The 20,884-nt window shown below is 60.9% G+C and carries 18 protein-coding genes and 3 pseudogenes; 9 read left to right on the top strand and 12 right to left on the bottom strand.

Features of this window, described 5'->3' with window-relative positions; all coding sequences use genetic code 11:
* Positions 1 to 120: 120 nt before the first annotated feature.
* Positions 121 to 747 carry an acyl-homoserine-lactone synthase gene (traI, locus tag EGT36_RS28560; protein WP_112635409.1) on the top strand — a complete coding sequence of 209 codons (627 nt, stop codon included), beginning with the start codon at positions 121 to 123 and terminating at the stop codon, positions 745 to 747.
* A 10-nt stretch (positions 748 to 757) separates the two neighbouring features.
* Positions 758 to 1,138 (top strand): annotated as a pseudogene (locus EGT36_RS28555) (P-loop NTPase family protein); the annotation flags it as partial.
* Here EGT36_RS28555 and EGT36_RS28550 read toward each other — a convergent pair.
* The gene (locus tag EGT36_RS28550; protein WP_125271655.1) at positions 1,107 to 1,370 is read right to left on the bottom strand and encodes a DUF736 domain-containing protein; all 264 of its coding nucleotides are present in this window, start codon (positions 1,368 to 1,370) and stop codon (positions 1,107 to 1,109) included. The pseudogene EGT36_RS28555 and the gene EGT36_RS28550 sit on opposite strands and share 32 nt — an antisense overlap.
* Positions 1,371 to 1,818: 448 nt before the next feature.
* Between EGT36_RS28550 and EGT36_RS28540 the strand changes: the two genes are divergently transcribed.
* The gene (locus EGT36_RS28540) at positions 1,819 to 2,007 is read left to right on the top strand and encodes a hypothetical protein (protein ID WP_125271654.1); all 189 of its coding nucleotides are present in this window, start codon (positions 1,819 to 1,821) and stop codon (positions 2,005 to 2,007) included.
* Positions 2,008 to 2,018: 11 nt separating this feature from the next.
* On the opposite strand, the pseudogene EGT36_RS28535 reads toward EGT36_RS28540, so the two are convergent.
* Positions 2,019 to 2,321: pseudogene (locus EGT36_RS28535) on the bottom strand (zincin-like metallopeptidase domain-containing protein); the annotation flags it as partial.
* Positions 2,322 to 2,463: 142 nt separating this feature from the next.
* Between EGT36_RS28535 and EGT36_RS28530 the strand changes: the two are divergent.
* The 3 genes from EGT36_RS28530 to EGT36_RS28520 are packed head-to-tail and all read left to right on the top strand — an operon-like array spanning position 2,464 to position 5,599.
* Positions 2,464 to 3,672 carry a tyrosine-type recombinase/integrase gene (locus EGT36_RS28530; RefSeq protein WP_080823869.1) on the top strand — a complete coding sequence of 403 codons (1,209 nt, stop codon included), beginning with the start codon at positions 2,464 to 2,466 and terminating at the stop codon, positions 3,670 to 3,672.
* Positions 3,672 to 4,613: a tyrosine-type recombinase/integrase gene (locus EGT36_RS28525; protein ID WP_080823870.1), complete on the top strand. Its 942-nt coding sequence runs from the start codon at positions 3,672 to 3,674 to the stop codon at positions 4,611 to 4,613. Before EGT36_RS28530 ends, EGT36_RS28525 begins: the two co-directional genes overlap by 1 nt.
* The gene (locus EGT36_RS28520) at positions 4,610 to 5,599 is read left to right on the top strand and encodes a tyrosine-type recombinase/integrase (protein ID WP_080823871.1); all 990 of its coding nucleotides are present in this window, start codon (positions 4,610 to 4,612) and stop codon (positions 5,597 to 5,599) included. The genes EGT36_RS28525 and EGT36_RS28520 overlap by 4 nt, the downstream gene beginning before the upstream one ends.
* Before the next feature lie 81 nt (positions 5,600 to 5,680).
* On the opposite strand, the pseudogene EGT36_RS28515 reads toward EGT36_RS28520, so the two are convergent.
* A pseudogene (locus tag EGT36_RS28515) lies at positions 5,681 to 6,310 on the bottom strand (ArdC family protein); the annotation flags it as partial.
* 313 nt (positions 6,311 to 6,623) lie between these two features.
* On the opposite strand from EGT36_RS28515, the gene EGT36_RS28510 reads away from it, so the two are divergent.
* Positions 6,624 to 6,908 (top strand): hypothetical protein, encoded by a 285-nt coding sequence (locus EGT36_RS28510; protein WP_125271653.1) that lies wholly within the window; start codon positions 6,624 to 6,626, stop codon positions 6,906 to 6,908.
* 111 nt (positions 6,909 to 7,019) lie between these two features.
* Here the strand turns inward: EGT36_RS28510 and EGT36_RS28505 are convergent, their stop codons facing one another.
* The 5 genes from EGT36_RS28505 to EGT36_RS28485 all read right to left on the bottom strand — a co-directional run bounded on the left by EGT36_RS28505 (position 7,020) and on the right by EGT36_RS28485 (position 11,464).
* Positions 7,020 to 7,607 (bottom strand): hypothetical protein, encoded by a 588-nt coding sequence (locus tag EGT36_RS28505; protein WP_125271652.1) that lies wholly within the window; start codon positions 7,605 to 7,607, stop codon positions 7,020 to 7,022.
* Between the two features lie 319 nt (positions 7,608 to 7,926).
* Positions 7,927 to 8,241 carry a hypothetical protein gene (locus EGT36_RS28500; protein WP_286084375.1) on the bottom strand — a complete coding sequence of 105 codons (315 nt, stop codon included), beginning with the start codon at positions 8,239 to 8,241 and terminating at the stop codon, positions 7,927 to 7,929.
* 112 nt (positions 8,242 to 8,353) lie between these two features.
* Positions 8,354 to 8,713, bottom strand: a complete 360-nt coding sequence (locus EGT36_RS28495; protein ID WP_125271651.1) for a hypothetical protein — start codon at positions 8,711 to 8,713, stop codon at positions 8,354 to 8,356.
* 11 nt (positions 8,714 to 8,724) lie between these two features.
* A complete protein-coding gene (locus EGT36_RS28490) occupies positions 8,725 to 9,621 on the bottom strand; it encodes a DUF7007 domain-containing protein (RefSeq protein ID WP_125271650.1) in 897 nt (298 codons plus the stop codon).
* An 88-nt stretch (positions 9,622 to 9,709) separates the two neighbouring features.
* Positions 9,710 to 11,464 carry a ParB/RepB/Spo0J family partition protein gene (locus EGT36_RS28485; protein WP_125271649.1) on the bottom strand — a complete coding sequence of 585 codons (1,755 nt, stop codon included), beginning with the start codon at positions 11,462 to 11,464 and terminating at the stop codon, positions 9,710 to 9,712.
* Positions 11,465 to 11,766: 302 nt separating this feature from the next.
* On the opposite strand from EGT36_RS28485, the gene EGT36_RS28480 reads away from it, so the two are divergent.
* Positions 11,767 to 12,657, top strand: a complete 891-nt coding sequence (locus EGT36_RS28480; protein ID WP_164056961.1) for a DUF4238 domain-containing protein — start codon at positions 11,767 to 11,769, stop codon at positions 12,655 to 12,657.
* A 16-nt stretch (positions 12,658 to 12,673) separates the two neighbouring features.
* Entirely contained in the window at positions 12,674 to 13,483 is an 810-nt protein-coding gene (locus EGT36_RS28475) for a hypothetical protein (protein WP_125271647.1), read from the top strand.
* Here EGT36_RS28475 and EGT36_RS28470 read toward each other — a convergent pair.
* The 4 genes from EGT36_RS28470 to EGT36_RS30740 form a co-directional block, all read right to left on the bottom strand.
* A complete protein-coding gene (locus tag EGT36_RS28470) occupies positions 13,480 to 18,591 on the bottom strand; it encodes a helicase-like domain-containing protein (protein WP_172965747.1) in 5,112 nt (1,703 codons plus the stop codon). The genes EGT36_RS28475 and EGT36_RS28470 overlap by 4 nt on opposite strands.
* Before the next feature lie 92 nt (positions 18,592 to 18,683).
* Positions 18,684 to 19,286: a DUF1419 domain-containing protein gene (locus tag EGT36_RS28465; RefSeq protein ID WP_125271646.1), complete on the bottom strand. Its 603-nt coding sequence runs from the start codon at positions 19,284 to 19,286 to the stop codon at positions 18,684 to 18,686.
* Positions 19,287 to 19,402: 116 nt separating this feature from the next.
* A complete protein-coding gene (locus tag EGT36_RS28460) occupies positions 19,403 to 20,371 on the bottom strand; it encodes a DUF3991 and toprim domain-containing protein (RefSeq protein WP_125271645.1) in 969 nt (322 codons plus the stop codon).
* A gap of 189 nt (positions 20,372 to 20,560) precedes the next feature.
* Positions 20,561 to 20,737 carry a hypothetical protein gene (locus tag EGT36_RS30740; RefSeq protein WP_170311465.1) on the bottom strand — a complete coding sequence of 59 codons (177 nt, stop codon included), beginning with the start codon at positions 20,735 to 20,737 and terminating at the stop codon, positions 20,561 to 20,563.
* Positions 20,738 to 20,884: the final 147 nt, after the last annotated feature.

Genomic DNA, 20,884 nt, shown 5'->3' with positions numbered 1-20,884 from the left:
GCATGCGGTCGCCATGTCTACCGCGACTCAGCGCGATTCTCATTTGTCGAATCCTACAACTGCCGCTCGGTTCCGATCCGTGCACATATCTCAATCGACTCAACATCGACGGAGATATCCATGCAGCTACTGGCGATTTCGACACCTCGAACCGCAAAAGAAGAGAGACTGCTCGCTGCCCAGCACGCCCTCCGGGCAAAAGTCTTCGCCGACCGGTTGGGATGGGAAGTCGACGTTGATGACGGGATGGAGATGGATCGATTCGATGATCTACGTCCAACATACATTCTAGCTGTCGGGGGTGACGATCGTGTCCATGGCTGCGCACGGCTTCTACCCGCCACCGGGCCGACAATGATCCAGGAGATTTTCCCGTCACTTCTTCCAGATGGGAGGCTCTTTGCTCACGCCGCAATGATCGAAAGCTCACGTTTTTGCGTCGATACGCAATCGCAAGGATCGAGTGCGCAGAGCTCCATCAACAACGTCACGCAAGCAATGTTTGCTGGCATCATCGAGTGGTCAATCGTCAACGGCTTTAGCGACATCGTCACCGTGACGGATCTGCGGTTTGAGCGGATCCTCTCCCGTGTCGGATGGCCATTGCAACGACTGGGAACACCTCAAAAGATTGGCGTCACCACGGCAATTGCAGGCGTTCTCCCCGCAGACCGCGCTTCGTTCCAGCGGTTGCAGCCACCGCACTATCGGTCGCTCATCGCTACTTCCTTCCACAAGGCCGCTTGAGGACAGCCACGTGACCCAGCTTCTTTCCCATCCAAGACTTGTACGCAAGCTCCAGGAGGCGCTAGGCGATCAGCTATGCGTCGCGCTCGACGACAGTAATGTCGTTGAAATCATGCTCAATCCAGACGGCAAGCTGTTCATCGAACGGCTTGGTCACGGCGTAGCGCCTGCCGGGGAAATGTCATCCGCTGCGGCGGAGATGGTCATCGGGACTGTTGCGCACGCTCTTCAGTCCGAGGTCGATACCAATCAACCTATCATCTCCGGTGAGCTGCCAATCGGGGGGCACCGGTTCGAAGGCCTGCTGCCTCCCATCGTTGCAAAACCGGCGTTCACTATACGCCGGCGTGCCTCACGTCTCATTCCGCTCGATGACTCGCGTAGATCGGGGCGGGGAAGCTCGGGTCGTCGAGCTTGACCGAGAGGTAGTCGCGGTCGGTTTGCTCCGAGCGCTTCTGCCAGGCGGCGCCGAGTTCAACGGCTCCCGCGAAGATGCGGAACTGCGGACCCTTGTCGGAGGGATTTTCGATGCGGGCGATGCGGGCCTTGACGTTGAGGGCGAGGGTGCGGATCGAGCCGGTGAAGCCGTTTTCGGTGGAGGTGAAGGTGCCGATGGTAGCCATTGTCGTATTCCTTTTCGCTGTTTCGGGCCGCTCCATTGCGGCCTCGATGGCAGTCGCAAAGGCCGGGGACGATCGGACCGCACCTGGCAAGGCCGGAACAGCGTGAAGGGCGGCGCGGAGACGCTTTCTTGTTTCGCGAGGAATGGCGGCGTGAGCCGGCAGGGGATGAAAGTGATGGAGCGCCGTTGCGGGAATAAGATCGAGGCGAAGCCGCTCTCCGGCCAGACATGCCTCATCGAGCCCGCGAATGGAGCCCTGTCGTCAAGGGAAAGGAATATGGCAATGGCGGCCGGCACCACCGTGCCTCGGTTTAACGGCATACCGGATCGGCCAGATCGTTGAGTTCACCGTTAAGGCACCTCATATTCGCAATCTCCCCAGTCGCAACGGCTTGCAGCCCCAATCGTTCTCAGTAGAGTTGCCGGGCGATTCGTCGCCTGGAGGAAATATGGCAAAGCAGACGAAACCGTTTATCGTCGAAATCAAGCAGTCCCGGAAAGTGAAGACCGGCGTTCAAAAGCCGTCGATCTGGGGTTCGTTGGACCTGCGAATGGCCGATGATCGCGAGCCACCTGTGGACCGGGCAGATGAAACGGCCGCCATCGTTGCTGGCGACCGGTCCGAGCGGATCATCTGAATAACGCTGTATCAGGCTGCCGCCCTCACTTCTGCTCCATCTGCCTGCAATCCGTGGAGGAAGGCGACCGCCCGCTGCGCATGGGCTGCCGCCTGAAAGATCGCCCGCTTGTCTTCAGCCAGTACCGATAACCAGGACTGAAGGTATGCGGCGTGGTCCGGCCGGGGCTCGAGTTCGGGAACGATCCCGAGATCAGCGCATAAAAAGCAGCTTCCGAGCTCCGCGATTAACTCTTCCCGTGCTCTTTCGCTGCGGTCCTTGCTGTAACGCGACAAGTCACGCCCGACCCGATCTTCTGGCGAAGTCCAATGCGTTTTATGCCGATATCGGCATAAGACGCATAATGCCGCGATCCGGATTATGCCGCATCTCTTTGAGAACCCGCGGCCTGCAGGGTGATCGCGTCAATGGCGTTCGGCATAATCTTCGTGGCTCCAACAACAAGGAGCACGAAAGATGCCTGCGATTCTGAACACCTGCGTCGAGCCCTACCTGGACTCGTTTATCCAGCGGCTCGTTGCCGCCGATTACAAGGCGCCGACCATCAAAGAGTACCGGTCGATCATTCGAAGGCTTGGCCAGGTGATGGATGCGGAAGGGGTAAAGCTTTCAAAACTCACGCTTGACATGGCCGATCGGCTGGGACGGACGTTGCCGCGGAGGTATTACCAGAGTGTCCGCCCTCACAAACTCGCACATCGGTTTGCCCAGCATCTGATCGACATCGGCGTGGTAGAGCCCACGGCGCCAACCCAAGCGCAGATCGCGCGCGCCGACTTGTTGGCAAGGTTCGAAACCTATCTCGTTAAACAACGAGGCCTCAGCCAGCGGACGATCTATCACTCGCTGCGCTTCGCCAACCGTTTCCTCGACTACCGCTTCGGAGAAACGACGATCGATATCGGTTGCTTGCGTCCCGCCGATGCGATCGGGTTCGTGGAGCATGTCCTGGCGAGCGCGCGCCGCGACAAAACGATTGGTACGCATGTTCGGAATTTCCTCCAATATCTGTTTGCATGTGGAGCTACGTCGACCAATCTGGCGCTGAGCGTACCGAAAACTGCAAAGTCCTGGAGTCCGCGACTGCCACGACATCTGTCGCCGGATGGCGTCGAAGCGGTCCTGGCTAATGTGCGCGACAATCCAAGGCACGGCGCACGGGACTATGCGATGCTGCTGCTCATGGCCCGGCTCGGGTTGAGAGCAGTCGAGGTCATGGCAATCCAACTCGACGACATCGATTGGCGCGCCGGCGAACTCATGGTGCGCGGCAAGGGCAAACTACACGACCGGTTACCGATCACGATGGAGGTCGGCGATGCGCTGAGCCGCTATCTTCGTGAAGAGAGAGGCCCTGCGACGTGCCGCACGATGTTTGTCACCCATCGCGCCCCGCATCGACCGTTCAAAGATAGCCAGATCGTCAATAACGTCCTCAAGGAGGCATTGAAGGCAACCGGCCAGAAGCCGGTGACACCCTATGTGGGATCGCACCTGCTCCGCCATAGTCTTGCGACCCAATTGGTGAACACGGGGGCTTCGCTGGATGAAATCGGCGACGTGTTGCGACACCGATCACGAACATCGACGATGATCTATGCACGCATCGACATTGAAGGCCTGCGATCGATCGCACAGCCTTGGCCAGTGGGGGGAGGTGTGTGATGAGCCTCACCATCCAACTCGACCGCTATCTGAGTGTCAGGCGCAGCCTGGGCTATGATCTTGGTACCGCTGCTCGCATCCTTCGTCGCTTCACCCGCTTCGCTGACCGCGAGGGCGCCACACATGTCGACACGGCGTTGTTCCTGCGTTGGCACGGCACGCTGGCTGAGGCCTGCTCCTCGACCAGAGGGGCCAGGCTGACTGTTGTGCGTCTGTTCGCACAATGGCTGAGCAGCTTCGATCCAGCTCATGAGGTGCCCCCACAAGGGCTGCTACCAAGCTCGATCCGACGGTCGCGTCCACACATTTACAGCGACGATGAAATCAGAACAATCATCGCGGCCGCGAAAGAACTGCCGTCGATCTACGGTCTGCGAGGCCTGACCTGCTCCACTCTGTTCGGGCTCATCGCGGTTACTGGTCTTCGTATCAGCGAGGCGTTGGCGCTTGACCGGGATGACATCGACACATTGAACCGCGTGCTGCGGGTACGGCAGGGCAAGCTTGGCAAAGAGCGCTTGCTACCGCTCCATCTCAGCGTCGTCACGCACCTGATCGACTATCTTGCCGAACGGGACCGGCTGATCGGCCATCCTGTCGCGGCGCTGTTCGTCACCGACAAAGCTTCACGGCTCACCGACTGCGGGGCCCGATACAACTTTGCGCGGGCATGTCAGGACGCCGGCCTCAGAACCCATCAACCACACTGCAAACATGGACGGGGACCGCGCATTCACGATCTTCGCCACAGCTTCGCTGTGAAGACGATGATCTTTTGGTACCGCACCGGCAAAGACCCGGCACGCGAGATGATCCGGCTGACTACCTATCTCGGTCACGGCAGCCCTGCCAACACGTACTGGTATCTGGAAGCAGTGCCCGAATTGCTCGGTCTGGCAATGGCGCGAGCGACATCCGACGACGAGGAGGCAGGTCGATGAGTGTTGCTACCTTGCCTTCGTTAATCCAGCGCTTCTTCACTGACCGGCTCCGCATCCAGATGGAAGCGAGCCCCCATACGATTGCCGGCTACCGGGATACGTTCCGACTTTTGTTGCGGTACGCAAGTGCACGACACAGCAAGCCGCCGGTCAAGTTGACGATCGAAGATATCGACGCCGATCTGGTTGCCGACTTCCTCGTCTATACTGAGACTGCCCGAGGCAACAGCGCACGCAGCAGAAACACCAGGCTCGCCGCGATCAGATCCTTCTTCCGCTATGTCGCGATGAGCGACCCGACTTGGCTGCTACAATGTCAGCGGATCCTCGCCATGCCCAACAAGCGCTACGTGCGGCGCGAGGTGACGTTCCTCGACACCAACGAAATCGCTGCCTTGCTGGCAGCGCCTGACCGGCAGACATGGGCGGGGCGACGCGACCATGCCCTGCTGTTACTCGCGGTACAAACCGGGCTCAGGGCCTCCGAGCTGGTCGGTCTCAAGTGTGCTGACGTGGTACTCGGATCCGGCGCTCATATCCGCTGCATGGGAAAGGGCAGGAAGGAGCGCGCCACCCCGCTTCGCCGTGAAACGGCCAAGCTCCTGGCCGTTTGGATCGGGGACGGTGACAAGGGCAGGCCGCTATTCCCATCGATCAGAGGGGAGCCGCTGAGCCACGATGCCCTTGAGCATCTCGTGCGCAAACATTGCCTGACGGCATCACGCACGTGCCCCAGCATTGGCTGCAAGCGGGTTACGCCGCATACGCTGCGCCACAGTACGGCGATGGACCTGCTCCATCACGGCGTCGATCCTGCGGTCATCGCGCTCTGGCTTGGTCACGAAAACGTCGAGACCACCCAGATCTACATCCATGCCGACATGCGAATGAAGGAAAAGGCGCTTGCCCGCGTCGCGGCCCCGGCAACGCCTTCGGGGCGGTTCCGGCCAGACGATAACCTGCTCGCCTTCCTGGAAGGGCTCTGATTATTCCGAACAGCCGCATGGCCGAAAACAGGCAACAGGCCTCCAAAAGAGGCCATGCGGCATAATCCGGATCGCGGCATTATGCGTCGATTCATGACTGAGGGTCGCGTAATAGCTGGCCGCGTCCTTGAACGCCTGAAACGGCGGCATCTGGATGTGATCCGACCCCGGCGCGTAGAAGGCCTGGTTGCCGCCGTGGCGGATGATCGCGCCGGTATTGCGGAAGAAGCGCTCGGCGGTGTCAATACGTCCAATCGGATCAAGATCGGGCTGCGGTCGATCATGGAAATGGTCCGGCAGGCCATCGATCTGCGCTATATTAAAGACAGAATACGCCTTGAGAAACGGGATCTCGCGGTCAACTGCGCCACCGTTCCCATCTGCCTCGGACTTGGTGAATCGGCTGGCGAAGACAACCGTCGACCCGGTCTCTCCCTTGCGAACGGCGGCCCCCAATTCGAGCGCCTGCTTGAATGTCATCCACATCGACGAGGAAAAGCCGCGCGATATCTGTTCCGACCAGAGCAGAAGCACGTTCATCCCTGAGTATGGAGTGCCGTTGTGCCGAAGTGGGCGCGTGATGCGACCCTCTGTATTGCCCGCACTCCATGGCTTCATCCACGGGCGCACACCCATTTCCAGGTCCTCAATAATCCGGTCGGTGATCTTGTTATGAATGTCGGCTCGCTTCGATTCCGGGTTCCTGCTCATTTTCGTCTCCATAATTTCAGGAACCGCGCCAATCGCGGTCCCGTCGCGGAGGCAGAAGGCAGGAGCCCCAGAGGCGGGGCCAAGCACCGGAACGGCCGCAACAGCGTGGAGGACGGCGATGCCGTTGCCTGGCGCCGGCGGCTCCTGCAGGTCCGAAGCACGAGACGGGACCACGTCCAGTGGCGCTCAACCGCCAATCCGTTCGAAATTATCGCGGTCACAACACGACATCGACGTGCTGGAATCGTGTCCACGTTTCAGTTTCAGCGCGAACCCGGATATCGTAGCGATTGGCGGGACAGGGGATCTAGGCATGCCGGAATGGCCCAAAGAAAAGCTTTTGAAACACGGCCCGGAGCTTCCGATGGAGGAGCGTATCCGGCGATATCAGGAAAACATTCGCACCATCAGGGCATCTGGCTGCACTGTTCCAACCTCCGCCATGGTCGATTCCCTCGATCCTGCGGTGATCGAACTGTGGTTCGCCGACAACGCCTTTTCGATCGATCGGATTCGGAAACTGACGGCAACGATCGCCGAGCTCCCCGATGACACAGCGTTTCCCAGCCCGTTGATCCCCATCGCCAAGGGCGAGTAAAAGAACCGACTTGAGCTGCAGTCACCGCAACGATGAGCGGTGGCATGCCGCCGCTCGTTGTTGAATGAAGCATGTAGAGGCGGGGCCGGAGCCCCACCTTGGTGCAAGTCCTTAGTCGAAGGCCGACATTTGTGCTTCGGCGGCCTTGCGATCGACGGACTGTCCGGGATTTTCAACCGGGCGATCGAAGGGCTTCCAGTTCTCGCCGACGATGTGCTTGTAGGCGGCGACGGCACCTTCGGCGGCCATGCGCAACGCATGGGCTTGGATGCCCATGTCTGCGGCGAATTCACGTTTGCGGTGGGCGGCGCTGTCGTAACCGACGGGACCGTCCAGGTCCTCGTCGCGGGCGTCGTTTGCAGCCTTGGCTGTGGCATCGCGCGCCTGGGTGACGGCATTGCTGTAGAACTGTCCAGCGCCGTGGGCGGAGCCGACATAGGCGCCGACGATGCGCTGGAGGTGTATCTGCATGGCACGTTCGCCAAGGCCTTCGCTGAGAGCATCGGCGGTCTCGGAGATGAGCCGCTCATGGAGATCGCGGATCCCGTCGCTGTCGATGACCGCGGTCCCGAAGCTTTCGGCGATCTTGATCGCCTGGGCGCTGTCGGGGCAGGTGAGCCGGACCATTTCGACGGTGGCGCCCTTGCGAAGTTGGACGACGCGGGCAGTCTGGCGAGGATTGGTTGCGGGCTTGGCCATGTCTCTTCCTTTCGAGCCGAAGCGGTTCCGGCCCCGTGCCGGCTTGCCCTTCGGTGCGGTCGACCCGAACCGGCGGAAGACGGGCGCTTCAGGGTCCGGGCCTGTCCAAGCCAAGCGGAGCCGATTTGCGAGCAAGCAGGGCGGAAGCCCTGTGATGTCGAGCGAAGCTGTTCCGTGCAGGGTGGCGGGGTCCGGCCGCCCCGCGGCGCGATAGCGGCCTTGAAGCGAACGGCCGCTGGTTCAGACCGCAGCAAAACCGAAGGACAAACCGTCACGGAGCCCTAACTGGACCTGGAAAGGGAGATGGTCCCAGCCCGCACTATTCCTCGACCTTGCCGGCAAGCTCACCGGATACCGCGACGTTTCCGTCGGGCTGGCTCCCCGTAACTGCCTTAGGCAACCGGTAGGATTGAAGCCAGGTCGGGCCATGGGTGTTTCGAAGCCCGCGCAGGATCCCGCCATCGTCATGCGGCGGTCCACCCATCCAGACATTGTTCAGGATGCTCTTCCAGCGTCGGCCGTGCCTGGCGGCATAGGCAAGGAGTGCTGCTTCCTGCTCGGTGCTGAGAACAGGCAATCGCTCGCGTGTCCGTTTTTCGGAACGCGGCGCTGTCCCTTCACGCTCGGAGATCATCCGTCGAAGCTCTGCAACGCCTGCGTCGAGACAAGCCTTCCCCTCGAGATAATGAAACCGCAGCCAGAACGCCGTGCGCTCGACATCGGACGATCCGATCCCGGCCTGCTGTTCAAGGTCGCCAATGGTCGATATGGTGCAAGCCCTCCCGGTTCGAGTGATGTTGCGCGCCGACGGCCGACAGACTGTTCCGCAGCGCTGCAATCGCCGCGTCCTGCCGTGCCAGCTTTCGCGAGAGGGCATCGACTTCCGGCTGGCGTTCGGCGGTGATGCCGGCGAGGTTGGCGCGATAGCGTTCGAGCAGGGTCCGTCCATCGGGCGCCCTTCCCTTGCGGTAGCCAGTTTGCCGTCTGGCGATCTGCGGCATGATCGCCGTCATCCGACGGCTGATCTGCCGTTCGATAATCTGCAGCTGCTTTTGGGTCTGGCGGCGCGCGTCCTCCATGCGGGATAGCTGCGTTTTGGGAGACATGACTGATCTCATCATGCCGCCCTCACGCTCCAGCCGGCGAAGCTCGACGGCCCGTCATAGACAGTGTGAAGCTGCAGATCGATGACGAAGCCGAAACCGCTGCGCTTACTGTATTCTGCATCCGATACGAGAAAACGCCGTTCTTCCTGGCCAAACTCGCGTTTGCCGCCTTTTGTGGCGATGACCTCGGTCATGCCGGCATGTTGGGATGAGGTGATTGCCGAGATGACGATCCAGTCGTTGGCGTGGGTGAGATCGAAACACGCGCGATCCTTCGTCCGGGATTCCCCAGGCTCGAGCCGACGACCGCGCAGCTTTTCCCAGAAGGCCGGAAAGGTGTGCTTGGCGATTTCCTCGGCGCATCGGCGTTCGTAACCCGTGAACACGTCCGGAAACGTCAATGCAACGATTGCCCATTCGCAGTCCTCTTCGTACCAACCGCCCGCGCTGCGAACGGAGGAATCGACAATATGATTTCGATCGTGAGAAAGATGAAAGCCGCCATGGCCGGATGTCGAGTAGCTGACGATCCCCTCGACATAGATCGTTGCCATCTGCGAGCCGCCCCAGGGCGTGCTCGCCGTCATGCGCGTCTGGACACGAGCGAAGGTTGCGAGTTCCGATATGTGCTCTGCAGTCTCGATTGCACGCAGACGGAAGGCCGCTTCGTCGGCCACCCGGCCATCATGACGATAAAAATGATGGCGTCGCGCTTCGGCCAAAGGCTTTGTGAACCGCCAGGCGCTGGCGAGAAAGAAATCGCCGGTTCCGTTGGATATGAGGCCGAGAAGGACGTCGTCAATGCGAGCAACGGGAAACCCGTCGGCGCTTGTCCCGAATTCGACACGGTCGGCGGCAGAATTGCTGCCTAAAGGGTGTATGGCAGGCGCGATTGAAGGTCCGTTCATTGCCGGGCTCCTTTCATAGGGGTGTTGTAAATGCGAACCGCCGGCCCAAGGGCCGGCGGCGTAACGCATGATCTGAAGAGGTTTGCGGCTATTCAGCCGCGATCCCGTAAGCGGTCTCGTGATCGTCAAGCGTCGCCGCATCATCATCGGCATCGCTCAAATCGGAGACATCGAGATCGTCGTCGGCATCCTCATTCGGGGCGTCGATGCCGGTGGCACTCCCATCCGGCGCCTCGACCTCCTCCTGCGAGCCTTCCTCCTGGTCGAGATGCTTGAGGATGGCAGAAACGTCAGCAGCCTCCGGCGCGAACAAGGCAGACGGATGGACGAGGTTCGCCTCGCCTTCGAAGTGGGTGACGAGAGCCGACCGGGTTTCGCGAACGCGCGCACGCGGCTCGAGCCCGGCATCCTTGGCGACGATTTCAAGCGCCTGGCGCGACAGGGATGCGAGGAAGTCCTCCGAGCCCATGTTCGGGAGGTAACTGTCTGCGCCGATCGCCTCGCCGGCCAAGCGCGAGACGACGCCGCTATTCGAGATGCCACGGCGGCACGAAAGCACATCGATCAAAGCGGATCGTGCCGCAACACGCACCGTATCCATGTCAAATGCGAGCCTGCCATCCTCCGTCATCAGTCGCGCAGCATGGCGGCCGAAACGAGCACCGCCGTAGAGCGCACCGCCGGCGCCGGAATCGACCCGGACATTCAACCCGGCAAAGGCGAGCACGAGCAGCGCCATCAGCATGTCGTCCTCGATCGGCGCGCGGCTGAGGGCATCGTGGAGAGCGTCGGTGCGAAAATCACCGATCATGTCCTGGCCCTTCTGCGTCACATCGGGGCGAGCCTTCGGCGGTGAGACCGCATCTTCCGCGGCGGTTCCGCTGGCATCTGAAACGCTGCCACCCTTCCGCTTCGCGGCCTCCGGCATGCGGTAGTGGACAGTCTGGACCTTTCCGTCGCGGTCGAGATACAGGCCCGCATGATCGGACTTCGACGGTTTGCCATAGACTTGGCTCGCCTTTTTCGGCAGTTCCGGCTGACCCCAGCTGTTCACCTCAACGATCGAGCCGCGCTTCGGCAAGTTCGCCGTCATCCATTCATGCTGGGCGCCGAGAAAGCCCTCGACGTTGGTCGTGTAGCGGCTGTCCTGATCGGCAGGTGCGAAGAGGTCCTCGACCCACTCGATGCCGTAGGCCTCGCGGAGATCGTCGCCGAAGCTGGCATCCTTGGCATACATGCGCTTCTTCGTTAGCGCATTGGCGATCGACCACCAGGCGGCGGTGTCGCCTTTCTTCGGCTTATGGGCCTTCCAGACCTCCTTCTGCTCCACCTCGCCAGCGGCTGCAATGATCCGGAGCTGCTGTTCGGAGGGCATGTCGCCAAGTGCCATCTGTTCCAGCATCGCCGGCAGGACGTTGGCCAGCAGCCGCAACTTGCGGATCTGGCGGACGGGGAGAGCGAGAGCGACGGCGATCGCTTCCTCGGTCCAGCCGAGTGCAACGAGCCGCTCGATACCGCGCCATTGGTCCACGGGGTTCAACGCCTCGCGCACACTGTTTTCGATCATGGACCGCATGGCGCCGTTGTCGTTGGCGGCGTCTACCACCAGGATCTCGATTTCTTCGAGACCAGCCGCGATTGCGAGGCGGACACGGCGGTGGCCGGCATCGATAATGTAGCCATTGCCACCACCCGCTTCCGGCGCGACTATCGGCGGCTGGACGATCCCAACGGCTTTGATCGTGGCGAGCATCAACGCATCTGCCTGCGGTGACGACTTCGTCTGGCGCATACGGTCTGGGTTTTCCTTCAGAGCGCGAGGATCGACCTTCTGGATCTGCATGGGACTGTCCTTTCGGGAGATTTGCGAGCCGGCGCCTTGCCAGCCCTTCCTGTCTTCATTCTTTCCGAAGACACCTCCTGGACCGCAGCGCGGCCGGACTGCCGCAACTGCGGCCGAGCATCCCTGACGGAAAGGACAAGCGGGGCAACTGCCCTGCGATGGACGACCGACCGGGATGGCGCAGGCGGCGGTTGAGCGACGAGCGGCGGCAGGAGGACCGCGCTGCGACCCAATCCTTTTTCCTCCTTTTATTTCCCCACAACCTTTCGGAGAATGACGGAGGAATCAAAGGTGAAGGACGGATGAGCAAAAACATCACCAAGAAATGCCATTGGGTGCCTCAAGCATACCTTCGGAATTTTGCATGCCCTCCAGAAAGCGAGGAGAAAATATGGCGATTAAGCAAGGAGACGCTTGTTGCGGAGCGCAAGCCAATTGCGAAGGTGGCTGTCAAATTCCACCTCTACTCGCCACAAGACACAGCCGGCCGCCGCGACGACAGATTCGAGAGAAAACTCGGAGACTTAGAGACTTGGTTCGGTAGCCCTGCCTGGAAGGCACTATGTGGAGATTTTCCGGACTACTCGAAGAGCTGGTTCAGGAAAATGATCTCCCTGTTGGTGGCGACCATGTATCTGAGAAATCCGTCGGTTCTCGAATGGACCAAAGGGTTTCACCAATCGGTACTCGCGAGTGCAAAGGGCAACAGCCGGCCGCCGAGCCATATCAGAATCGGGCAGACCTCTTCCGAGATTTCAGAGGACACGTGGGCGGAATATCTTGGAGCTAACGACGAAGACCTTAAAAGGGCATGGATCAGCATCGTGGAGAAATGCGGTTGGTTTGCAGAACAGCTGATGTCTCTCCGCTGGGCGATCCTCATCTCGGAACGCCCTGTTTTTGTAACGTCGGACAACCCTGTGGCGTTCTATCACCCCAGCCTGCAGTTCAAGGGGATGAACGACCCTCAGACTTTTTTGATGTTCCCGCTTTCACCCACTCGCGTCCTCACAATGGATCATCGACATGATCAGCCCGACGGCAGATATTATCCGCTAAATCACAGTGGCGCGAGCACGAATACGTTGATCTGGAGGAACTCGATCGAGCATATGTTCTCATCGCGACATCCCGATACAGTGTGCGAGGAAATGGTCGCCGACGCGGAGGCCATGGGCTTCGCAAGTCACTGACGAGGGAAATGGAAAAATGATTCCAACGTGGAAAACGGCCGAAGCGAAAATGAGCGTTTGCATCAACGGAGCATACGTGCCGTTTAAAAATGCACCGAACTCCATGCCTCGCTTCGTTCGGCCGGCATTGTTTTCCACTGGCGATGAAAATTGGGAGCTGCAGTTCTTCGGATCATCCTTCTTAGGGAAATATCGAGGCTGGCATTTCGGGATCGCGACGGCGCATCAAACCAACTCGGCACATGGTGCGCAGGAAGCATCAAAATATGTTGTCCTCAAGGAAGTCGGCGGCAAAACCCTCGCTATCCCACCGAGCAACCTTCACATCCCATCCGTCGACGAAGAAGGCTATAGCAGTCTCAAGGATCTGATTTTCTTCGATTTCGCGGAGGTGGATGCGCCATACAGAGCTAGCCATCTGGATTTGACGAATATCCTTTGGTCAGATGACACCAGCCCGGCAGATTACTCCTTTCTAATAGGGTACCCAACGAGCTCCGCCATCATTACACTAAACCCAGAAGACTACTCTGCGCTGGAAAGCTTTACCGCGCGTTGGGTGAGACAGGACTTGCAACCCGCGAATCCCGAAGCTTTGGACACAGAGCATCGCAACATCTTCATCAAACACGATCGCTCGACCCGCCTCAGCATCGATCCCGATGGACTGAGCGGGTCACCCGCATTTTCGATTGTCAAGGCAGCCAACAGTGAGCGCTTCATTCGGTTCGAAGGTATCGTCACAAACGCACGCGGCGACCGCTTCGCGGTCTATCCCAGTTTATATATCCGCGACATGCTTGAGCATATCGTCAAGAATTCTTAGCCACCAACGGGGCTATTAAGACTTTCATCAAGGCTGGTATCCCCGCGGGCGGCACTGGCGAGTTCTTCGTCAATCTCGGCCAGTCGACCACGCTTTTCCGCGAGTTCTTCGGCAAATGCAAAGGCTCCTCCGTCTCGCGAACGGTAGGAGGCCAACCGCCGCTCGGCCTCTCCTAAGCGCCGGCGATACTGAAGCCGGTCTCCGTCAAAGCCGTCGAGCCCGTGCTCCAGTCTTGAAATCGCCCCGAGCGGGGTGACGGTGATGGCCAACTCGATCTCGTAGTCGGCGCCAGTGCGCTGGAGGAGGGTCTGATAGCGATAGCCGTCACCCCGGCCGATGCGTTCGCCCTCGTAAACGAGATCGAAGCCACCGATCGTCGCCAAGTGTACCTCGCCCTCTTGTTGGAGCTGAAGCAATGTGAGGATTTCCTTCATTAGCGCTCGGCCGGCTTCCTTGCGTTCAGTATAATCCTGACCGAGCACCGTCATGGTGAACGCATCACCGGCAGTGGGCCGGAGCCGGACGATGTCCTCACCGATTTCGCCGATGCGCCGCGTCGAGACCTCGATCTCGCGCTCGGCATCACGCATCTGCCGACGAACGGCATATTGATCGTCCTCGTGGGCGGCGCGGAGCCGTTCAAGCCGTGCGATATCAGCCTCGAGCCCGGCCTTCTGCATCAGCCGTTCGTCACCCGACGCGATCGCTTTCGCCATCGCGAACTGGTTGGCGGCGCCTTCGCCGACATCTTCCAGCCGGCGGATAGAGGTGTCGCCTGAAAGGGCGGCCGCGATGAACCGGGCTTTGCGCTCATTATTCTGCCACATGGAGGCGTCGAGCGAGCCCTCGGTCGCGTAGGCGAAGATATCGACCTCGTCGTGCTGGTTGCCCTGGCGGACGATCCGGCCCTCGCGTTGTTCTATCTGCGATGGGAGCCACGGCACGTCAAGATGATGGAGGGCTTTCAGCCGAAGCTGCGCGTTGACGCCGGTGCCCATCGTCTCTGACGAGCCGATCAGGAAGCGGACCTTGCCGGCGCGGACATCGCCGAACAGCCTCTGCTTGGCCTCGGTCTTCTTGTAATCCTGCATGAAGGCAATTTCCGATGCCGGCACGCCAAGCCGGATCAGCTCCTCGCGAATGAAGCGATAAGCTGAGAACCCACGCGATTTCTCGACATTGATCGTGCCGAGATCGGAAAAGATCATCTGGGCGGCGCCCGGCAGATCGAAGTCCTTGCCGTCGGGTCGGCTATAGGTGGCTTCGCCGGTCTCCTTCCAGATCCGGTGTGCATTGCGGATCAGCAGATTGAGCTTGTTGTCGTCCTCGTTGCCGGCCGCCGGCATGACGAAGCGCAGGTCGATCGCAGCATGACGGCCATCGGTGATGACGGAGAGCAGAATGTCGTCACCGGGCTTGGCCGGCCCCTCGCGCATTTCGATCGCCTTGATCCTGGTATCCAGCGTCTGCTGGTAGGTCTTGAACAGCGCCGTCGGCTTGGCCGTCAGGATCTGCCGGCGGCCGGTCGACAGGTTCGGCACCTTGACATACTGACGAAGATCATCCGGCATCACCACATCGGCGAAGGACCGAAACATGGCGATCAGCTCGGGCACGTTAACGAAGCTCGCGAAGCGGCTGACCGGCTTGTATTTGCCGGATGGCTGGATTTCGAGTTCGGTCGTCGTGTCGCCGAAGCAGGATGCCCAGGCATCGAACTCATGCAGGCCCCGTTCATGGAGCGCTTCGTGGCCGAGCAGGCGCTGGATCGAGAACATCTCGCCAAGGGTATTTGTTACAGGCGTGCCTGACGCCAGCACCAAAGCCCGTCCGGGGTTCTTCGTCTCGATGTAGCGGGACTTTACAAAGAGATCCCAGGCGCGCTGCGATCCATTCGGATCGATGCCCTTCAGCGTCGACATGTTGGTGGCGAAGGAGAGCTTGCGGAATTCCTGCGCCTCGTCGACGACGATCTGATCCACACCGATTTCGGAGATGGTCAGAAGATCGTCCTTGCGGGTGGCGAGCCCTTCGAGCCGCTCCTGCAAGCCTTCCTTCAGCCGCTCGAGGCGCTTGCGCGAGACGCGGTCTTCACTGTCGACCTTGGTCAGCAGATCCTCGTAGAGCTGCAGCTCGTCCTGGATCATCTGCTGTTCGAAGGCTGACGGCACGGCGATGAAGCGGAACGCCGAATGGGTGATGATGATCGCATCCCAAGTGGCGGTCGCCGCCCGCGACAGGAACCGGGCGCGCTTGTCCTTCGTGAAGTTGGTCTCATCCGCCACGAGGATGCGGGCATTTGGATAGAGCGCCAGGAACTCACGCGCAGCCTGGGCCAGGCAATGGCCGGGCACGACCAGCATCGCCTTGGCGATCAGGCCAAGCCGGCGTTGCTCCATGATCGCGGCCGCCATCGTCATCGTCTTGCCCGCGCCGACGGCATGGGCGAGATAGGTGGAGCCATCGGCGATGATCCGCCAGATACCGCGCTTCTGATGCCCATAAAGAACGAAGGCGCCAGAGGCGCCTGGAAGTTTCAGATGGGAACCGTCGAATTTTCGCGGCGCGATGTTGTTGAAGCGGTCATTATAATCGCGGGCGAGCCGATCGGTGCGATCGGGATCGGTCCAGACCCAGTCCTGAAACGCCTGCTTGATCCGCTGCAGCTTGTCGCGCGCGGCCTCGGTATCGACGACATTCAGAACTCGCCGCTCGCCGTCGACATCCTTGAACACGTCGAAGATCTGCGGGACACGGCTATTCAGCGCATCGGCGAGGAGCTCGCCGCCATGCCGACGGCTGGTGCCCCATTCGGACGTGCCGGCTGCGGAATAGCCGAGCTGGCGCGCTTCCACAGTCCAGGAGCCGAGTTCCGCCATGTGGTGGATGCGGATCTCGGCATCCATCCTCTCCTTCACGAAGGCGACAACGTCAGCCGCCGGGATCCATGGGGCGCCGAGACGGGCAGTAATATCCGATGGCCGAAGGTCGGCCGGCTGGACATCGGTCAGGGCGCGGACATTCCGCTCGTAGACCGGATCGAGCTCTGCCGCCGCCTGCGCGGCAATGAGCTTGGTGCGAACCGAGCCGGAGAGATAGGCGTCCGAGGTCTGCCAGGTGCCGCTGGCCGGATCCTGGAACACCTCGTCGCCGAGCGCATCGATGACGGCAGCGACGTCAAGATGCAGCAGTTCGGCGATATGATCGAGATCGACATGACCACGCTCGTTGAGGACGACCGCCAGCGCATCGGCCGCATTGGTGATGACGGGCGACATCGGCGGAGCGATTACACGGGAGCTGAATATTGGACCCGGCTTCGCCGTATCGGTCTCCAGATCATAGTCCTCGATCGAGGCCACCAGCCAGCAATCGGGATCGTCGCGGAAAGGTGCAAGGTTCGGCTGGCGATGGGTTTCCTTGACCTCACCGGTCTCCGGGTCCTCCTGGACCGAGACTGTGGTGTGGTTGATAGGGCCGAAATCTCGGACGAATGCCGACCAGGCAAGGCGCAAACGCACCTGAAGATCGCGCCAAGGCCGATCTGTCTCCTGCGCCTTCAACATCTCGCGGACGGCATCGCGGATCGGGATCAACTTCGAGATAATCCGGATATGCTTTTCCGGGATGCCATCGCCGGAGCGGCCCTTGCGCACGGCGATAGGAACGGCCGAACCGTCCAGCAGCTGCATCAGGCCTTTGGCTCGGTCGATGAAGAAGCTCCCCTCGCGGACCGGGCTGTCTTTCGGTCGGAGATCGACGATCTCGGCGAGTTCGTCCTCCAGATCAATGTCGATCGGGGTCGGCTCGCCGTCATAGAGGCCGTCCGGAAGAAGATCGATGGCCGCGGTGAGCGCTGTCTCAAGATCGGCGCCGCCATTGCCACGGCATGTGTAGGTCTCGCCGAATGGCCCGGAGGTGAGGGCATGGGTGCCGAGCACGAAATCCGGATGGCGCGCAAACCAACGGTTCACCCGAATAGCTCCCTCATCGTCGGTGGCCGACTGCACCTCATCCACATCGAGCCAGGTCTGGTCGCCTTCGGACTCACCAATCTTGCGCTTGCGGAAAAAGAGAATGTCGACGACGACATCCGTGCCGGCGTCACGACGAAAGCTGCCTTCGGGCAACCGGATCGCCGCGATCAAGTCGGCGGATTTGGCGATATGCACACGGGCGGTCGTGTCGGCCTTGTCCATCGTACCGTGCGAGGTGACGAAGGCGGCCAGCGCCCCCGGCTTCAACAGGTCGAGCGAGCGGGCGATGAAATAGTCATGCAGCCGCAGGCCGAGCGACCTATATGCCCGGTCGGAACGAACCGTGCGATCGGAAAAGGGCGGGTTGCCGATGGCGAGATCGTAGATCGGCGCCAGGTCCGTGCGGGCAAGATCGCCTTCGATGATCCGAGACCGCGGCTGCAGCAGGCGGACGATGCGCGCCGTTACCGGGTCGAGCTCGATCCCGGTGACATAGGCGGTCTCCCGATAGTCTTGAGGCATAAGGGCAGGGAACAGGCCCGTGCCAATGCCCGGCTCGAGCACCCGGCCGCCGCGCCAACCGAGTCGCTGGATCCCGGACCAAATCGCCCGGATGATGAATTCCGGCGTGAAATGCGCATATTGGGTGCAGCGCGCGAGCGAGGCATAGTCTGCTTCCGACACCGCGGTCTCGAGCGAAGAACCAAGCGCGTCCCATCCTTCGCGGAAGTCGATCTCGCCCGGTCGGCGGAACATGCCATTGGCAAGTTCCGAAGCTCCGAAACCGGTGAAGCGGATCAGCTGCGCCTGTTCCTTCGGCGTCGCCGGCCGTTCCTGCTTGGCGATGCCGTCGGCGACCAAGATCGCAGCGACATTGGCGCGAGCACGATCCTTCCAGCTGATTCCGAGACCGCGTTCCTCCGTCAGCACGTAGTTCTGGCGCTGGTCAGTTACGCGCTTCGGCGCTGAAGCCGCCGGCAGTGCCGGGGCAGGGGTCGGCGGCGTGGGATCGGGATCGTCATCATTGGCTGCGACGGAATCGAAACCGCCAAACGCGGTGACGCCGAGACCGAGGCCGGACGACAGGGCCGAGTTGCCAAACATGTCGAGGGTGAACGGATCATTGCTCATCAGAAGTGCTCCTTTTCGGGCGCGCGCCATCGACCACCCGTCGGGGCGGGCAGTTCGAGAAGGCTGGGAAAGATCGACGGAGTGGATGGCCTTTAGGCCGCGATGCCGGGCAAATGTCGCATGTGAACGGGCAGCTTTGCTGCGATCTCGGTATCAGTGAGATCGTCCAGCGGCTTCAGGATTGACCCGTTCGTGCCACTCCACAGCATGACCGTGCGCTGACCCCTCATGGCCGACGGAAAGCGATCGCCGGCATAGCCGCGATAGGCGTCCGCGGTGCTGCTCCAGATATGCTCGAGCCGCTCCTCGCGGTTCATGGCCCGGACAGGCTGCGTCTCGCGCTCGAAGATCGCCGCCCGCATCGTCTCGACCGAACTCGTATCGGAGAGATCGCAATAGCCGTGGAAGTATCTGGTCTTCCCGTCGATCCGGAGTGCGTAAAAGACGCTGGTCACCGAGCCAGTCAGAAACTCACGCATCGCGAAGATCGGGCCACGCATCCACAAGGGCGGCAGGATATTGAGCATGTAGTCGTACAGATACCCGTCGATCTCGAACCATTCGCCGCTGTACATCGGTCCAGCATCGGTCTGCCACCGATCGGGGCGCTGGTTGTGACGATCGAAAAGACGGAACATTTGGCCGCGCGTTGCGACGCCTTCGAAGATCTTGCGGATCGGGGCAGAGGTGTTCATAGCTGGCTCCTTCAGGTGTTCGGGACCCGGCGATGGCCACTCCATCACCTTCTTTCAGTCCCTCAAGACACCTTCCGGAACGCCGGCTTGCCCGTCGGCCGGGTCAAGGGCCGGCTTTAGCCGGGCGCAGCCTTCCTTGATGCGGTCGATGGCGATGCGGCACGCCTCTTTCTATTCTCATTCTCCGATCCTTCTCTTCTTCTCTCTTTCAGGACCTCGTTCCAATCCTCCAGCGGCGGCCGCAGGCGAACCGATCGGCGGTCATGCTGTGCGGCCAAGGCCTGCAGGCGCTCAGCGAAGGCATCGCCCTGGTGGTTGGCATCGGTTGCACAGACGATTAGGGTGTCCGAACGGCCGAGAAGCTCGACCAGGGCCGCCTCGGTCCTTGGCGACCAGCCGCCACCGGTACTGAGATAGAGGCTGCCACCCTGCAGGTCTTCGATCGCAGCGAGGCTCATCGCATCAATTGCGGCCTCGGTCACGCAAAGACGAAGAGCATCCGCTTCACCCAACCGAAAGAGGATCTTGTTGCCGCCTGTCGAAAATCCGCGCCAGTCGGGCCCGCGTTCCTCCCAGCCAACGACCGCACCGGAATTATCCCGGTGTGCCGCCCACATGCTGCCATACGGCCCCTCCCGCAGGCTGCCCTGACTGATGGCGGCGCGCATGATCGAAGCCGGGATCGCCCTCGTCGAGCAAAGATAACGCCAGGCTCCGGAACCCGTGCCTGGGATGCGGCGCGCCTTCCAACGGGTAGTCAGGTCGACGGGCTCGGCGTTGGTCGGGGTCTTTTTCCAGACCACAGGCGCCACCTGATAGCCGATCAATTCGCCAGCGCTATCGACGGCGTCTGGAAATGACAGATGCTCGAGCAGGGCGACGAGGGTGAACACGTCACCCTTGTCCTCGCTCAGCGGATCGAACCACCCGCGGCCGTCACGCGTAACGATGACGATCTCCGATCCTCTGCGGAACTTCACCGCCCGCCGTGTGCTTTCCTTGATATCGAGTGCGAAGCCAGCCCGTTCGAGGACGGCGGCGCAGCTGACGGCCTCGCGGATCCTCTCGATTTCTTCTCTCTTCATAATTTTCCCGATCGCCTGCGATCGCTCCTCAATTTATCTCCCCGCAAACCGGCGGGACATTTCCCGGCCGCCGCGAAGAGCAGAGGGGGCAAGGGCGCGGGGATCAAGGTGCAAATTTGCACTGCCCGCGGCGAAGCTTCCCTTGCCGCCGACAGGTCGCCAGCGGCATCCGGAACGGCAATTGCCGGCTCAATGAGCCGGCCAGGGATTGAACTCGTGCACGATGTCGAGGTCGTCGCCCGCGTCGATCTCGTCGGAGGGCAGGACGCCGTATTCGCCGTCGATTTCGAAGACGGTGACCGGGACCATGAGGTCGCGGCAAAGCTGGAAGGCGTGGGAGTGTGCCAGGGCAAGATCGTGAGACATGTGAAAGGCTCCATTTGGGAGCGGGCCAATTCCCGCTCGATGGCTCCTCAAAAGGCACGGGGACGGGCGCGATCACCGCGATGGCGCAGCCCTGAGCGGCCGCAGCTTGCTAGCGGACCCCTTGCGGGTTGATCGTGGAAGATCCGG

It is taken from the genome of Agrobacterium sp. FDAARGOS_525, from assembly GCF_003938925.1.
Classification (GTDB): domain Bacteria; phylum Pseudomonadota; class Alphaproteobacteria; order Rhizobiales; family Rhizobiaceae; genus Agrobacterium; species Agrobacterium pusense.
Note: the sequence above shows the minus strand (reverse complement) of the source record. Positions and strands in the feature narration are given on the sequence as shown.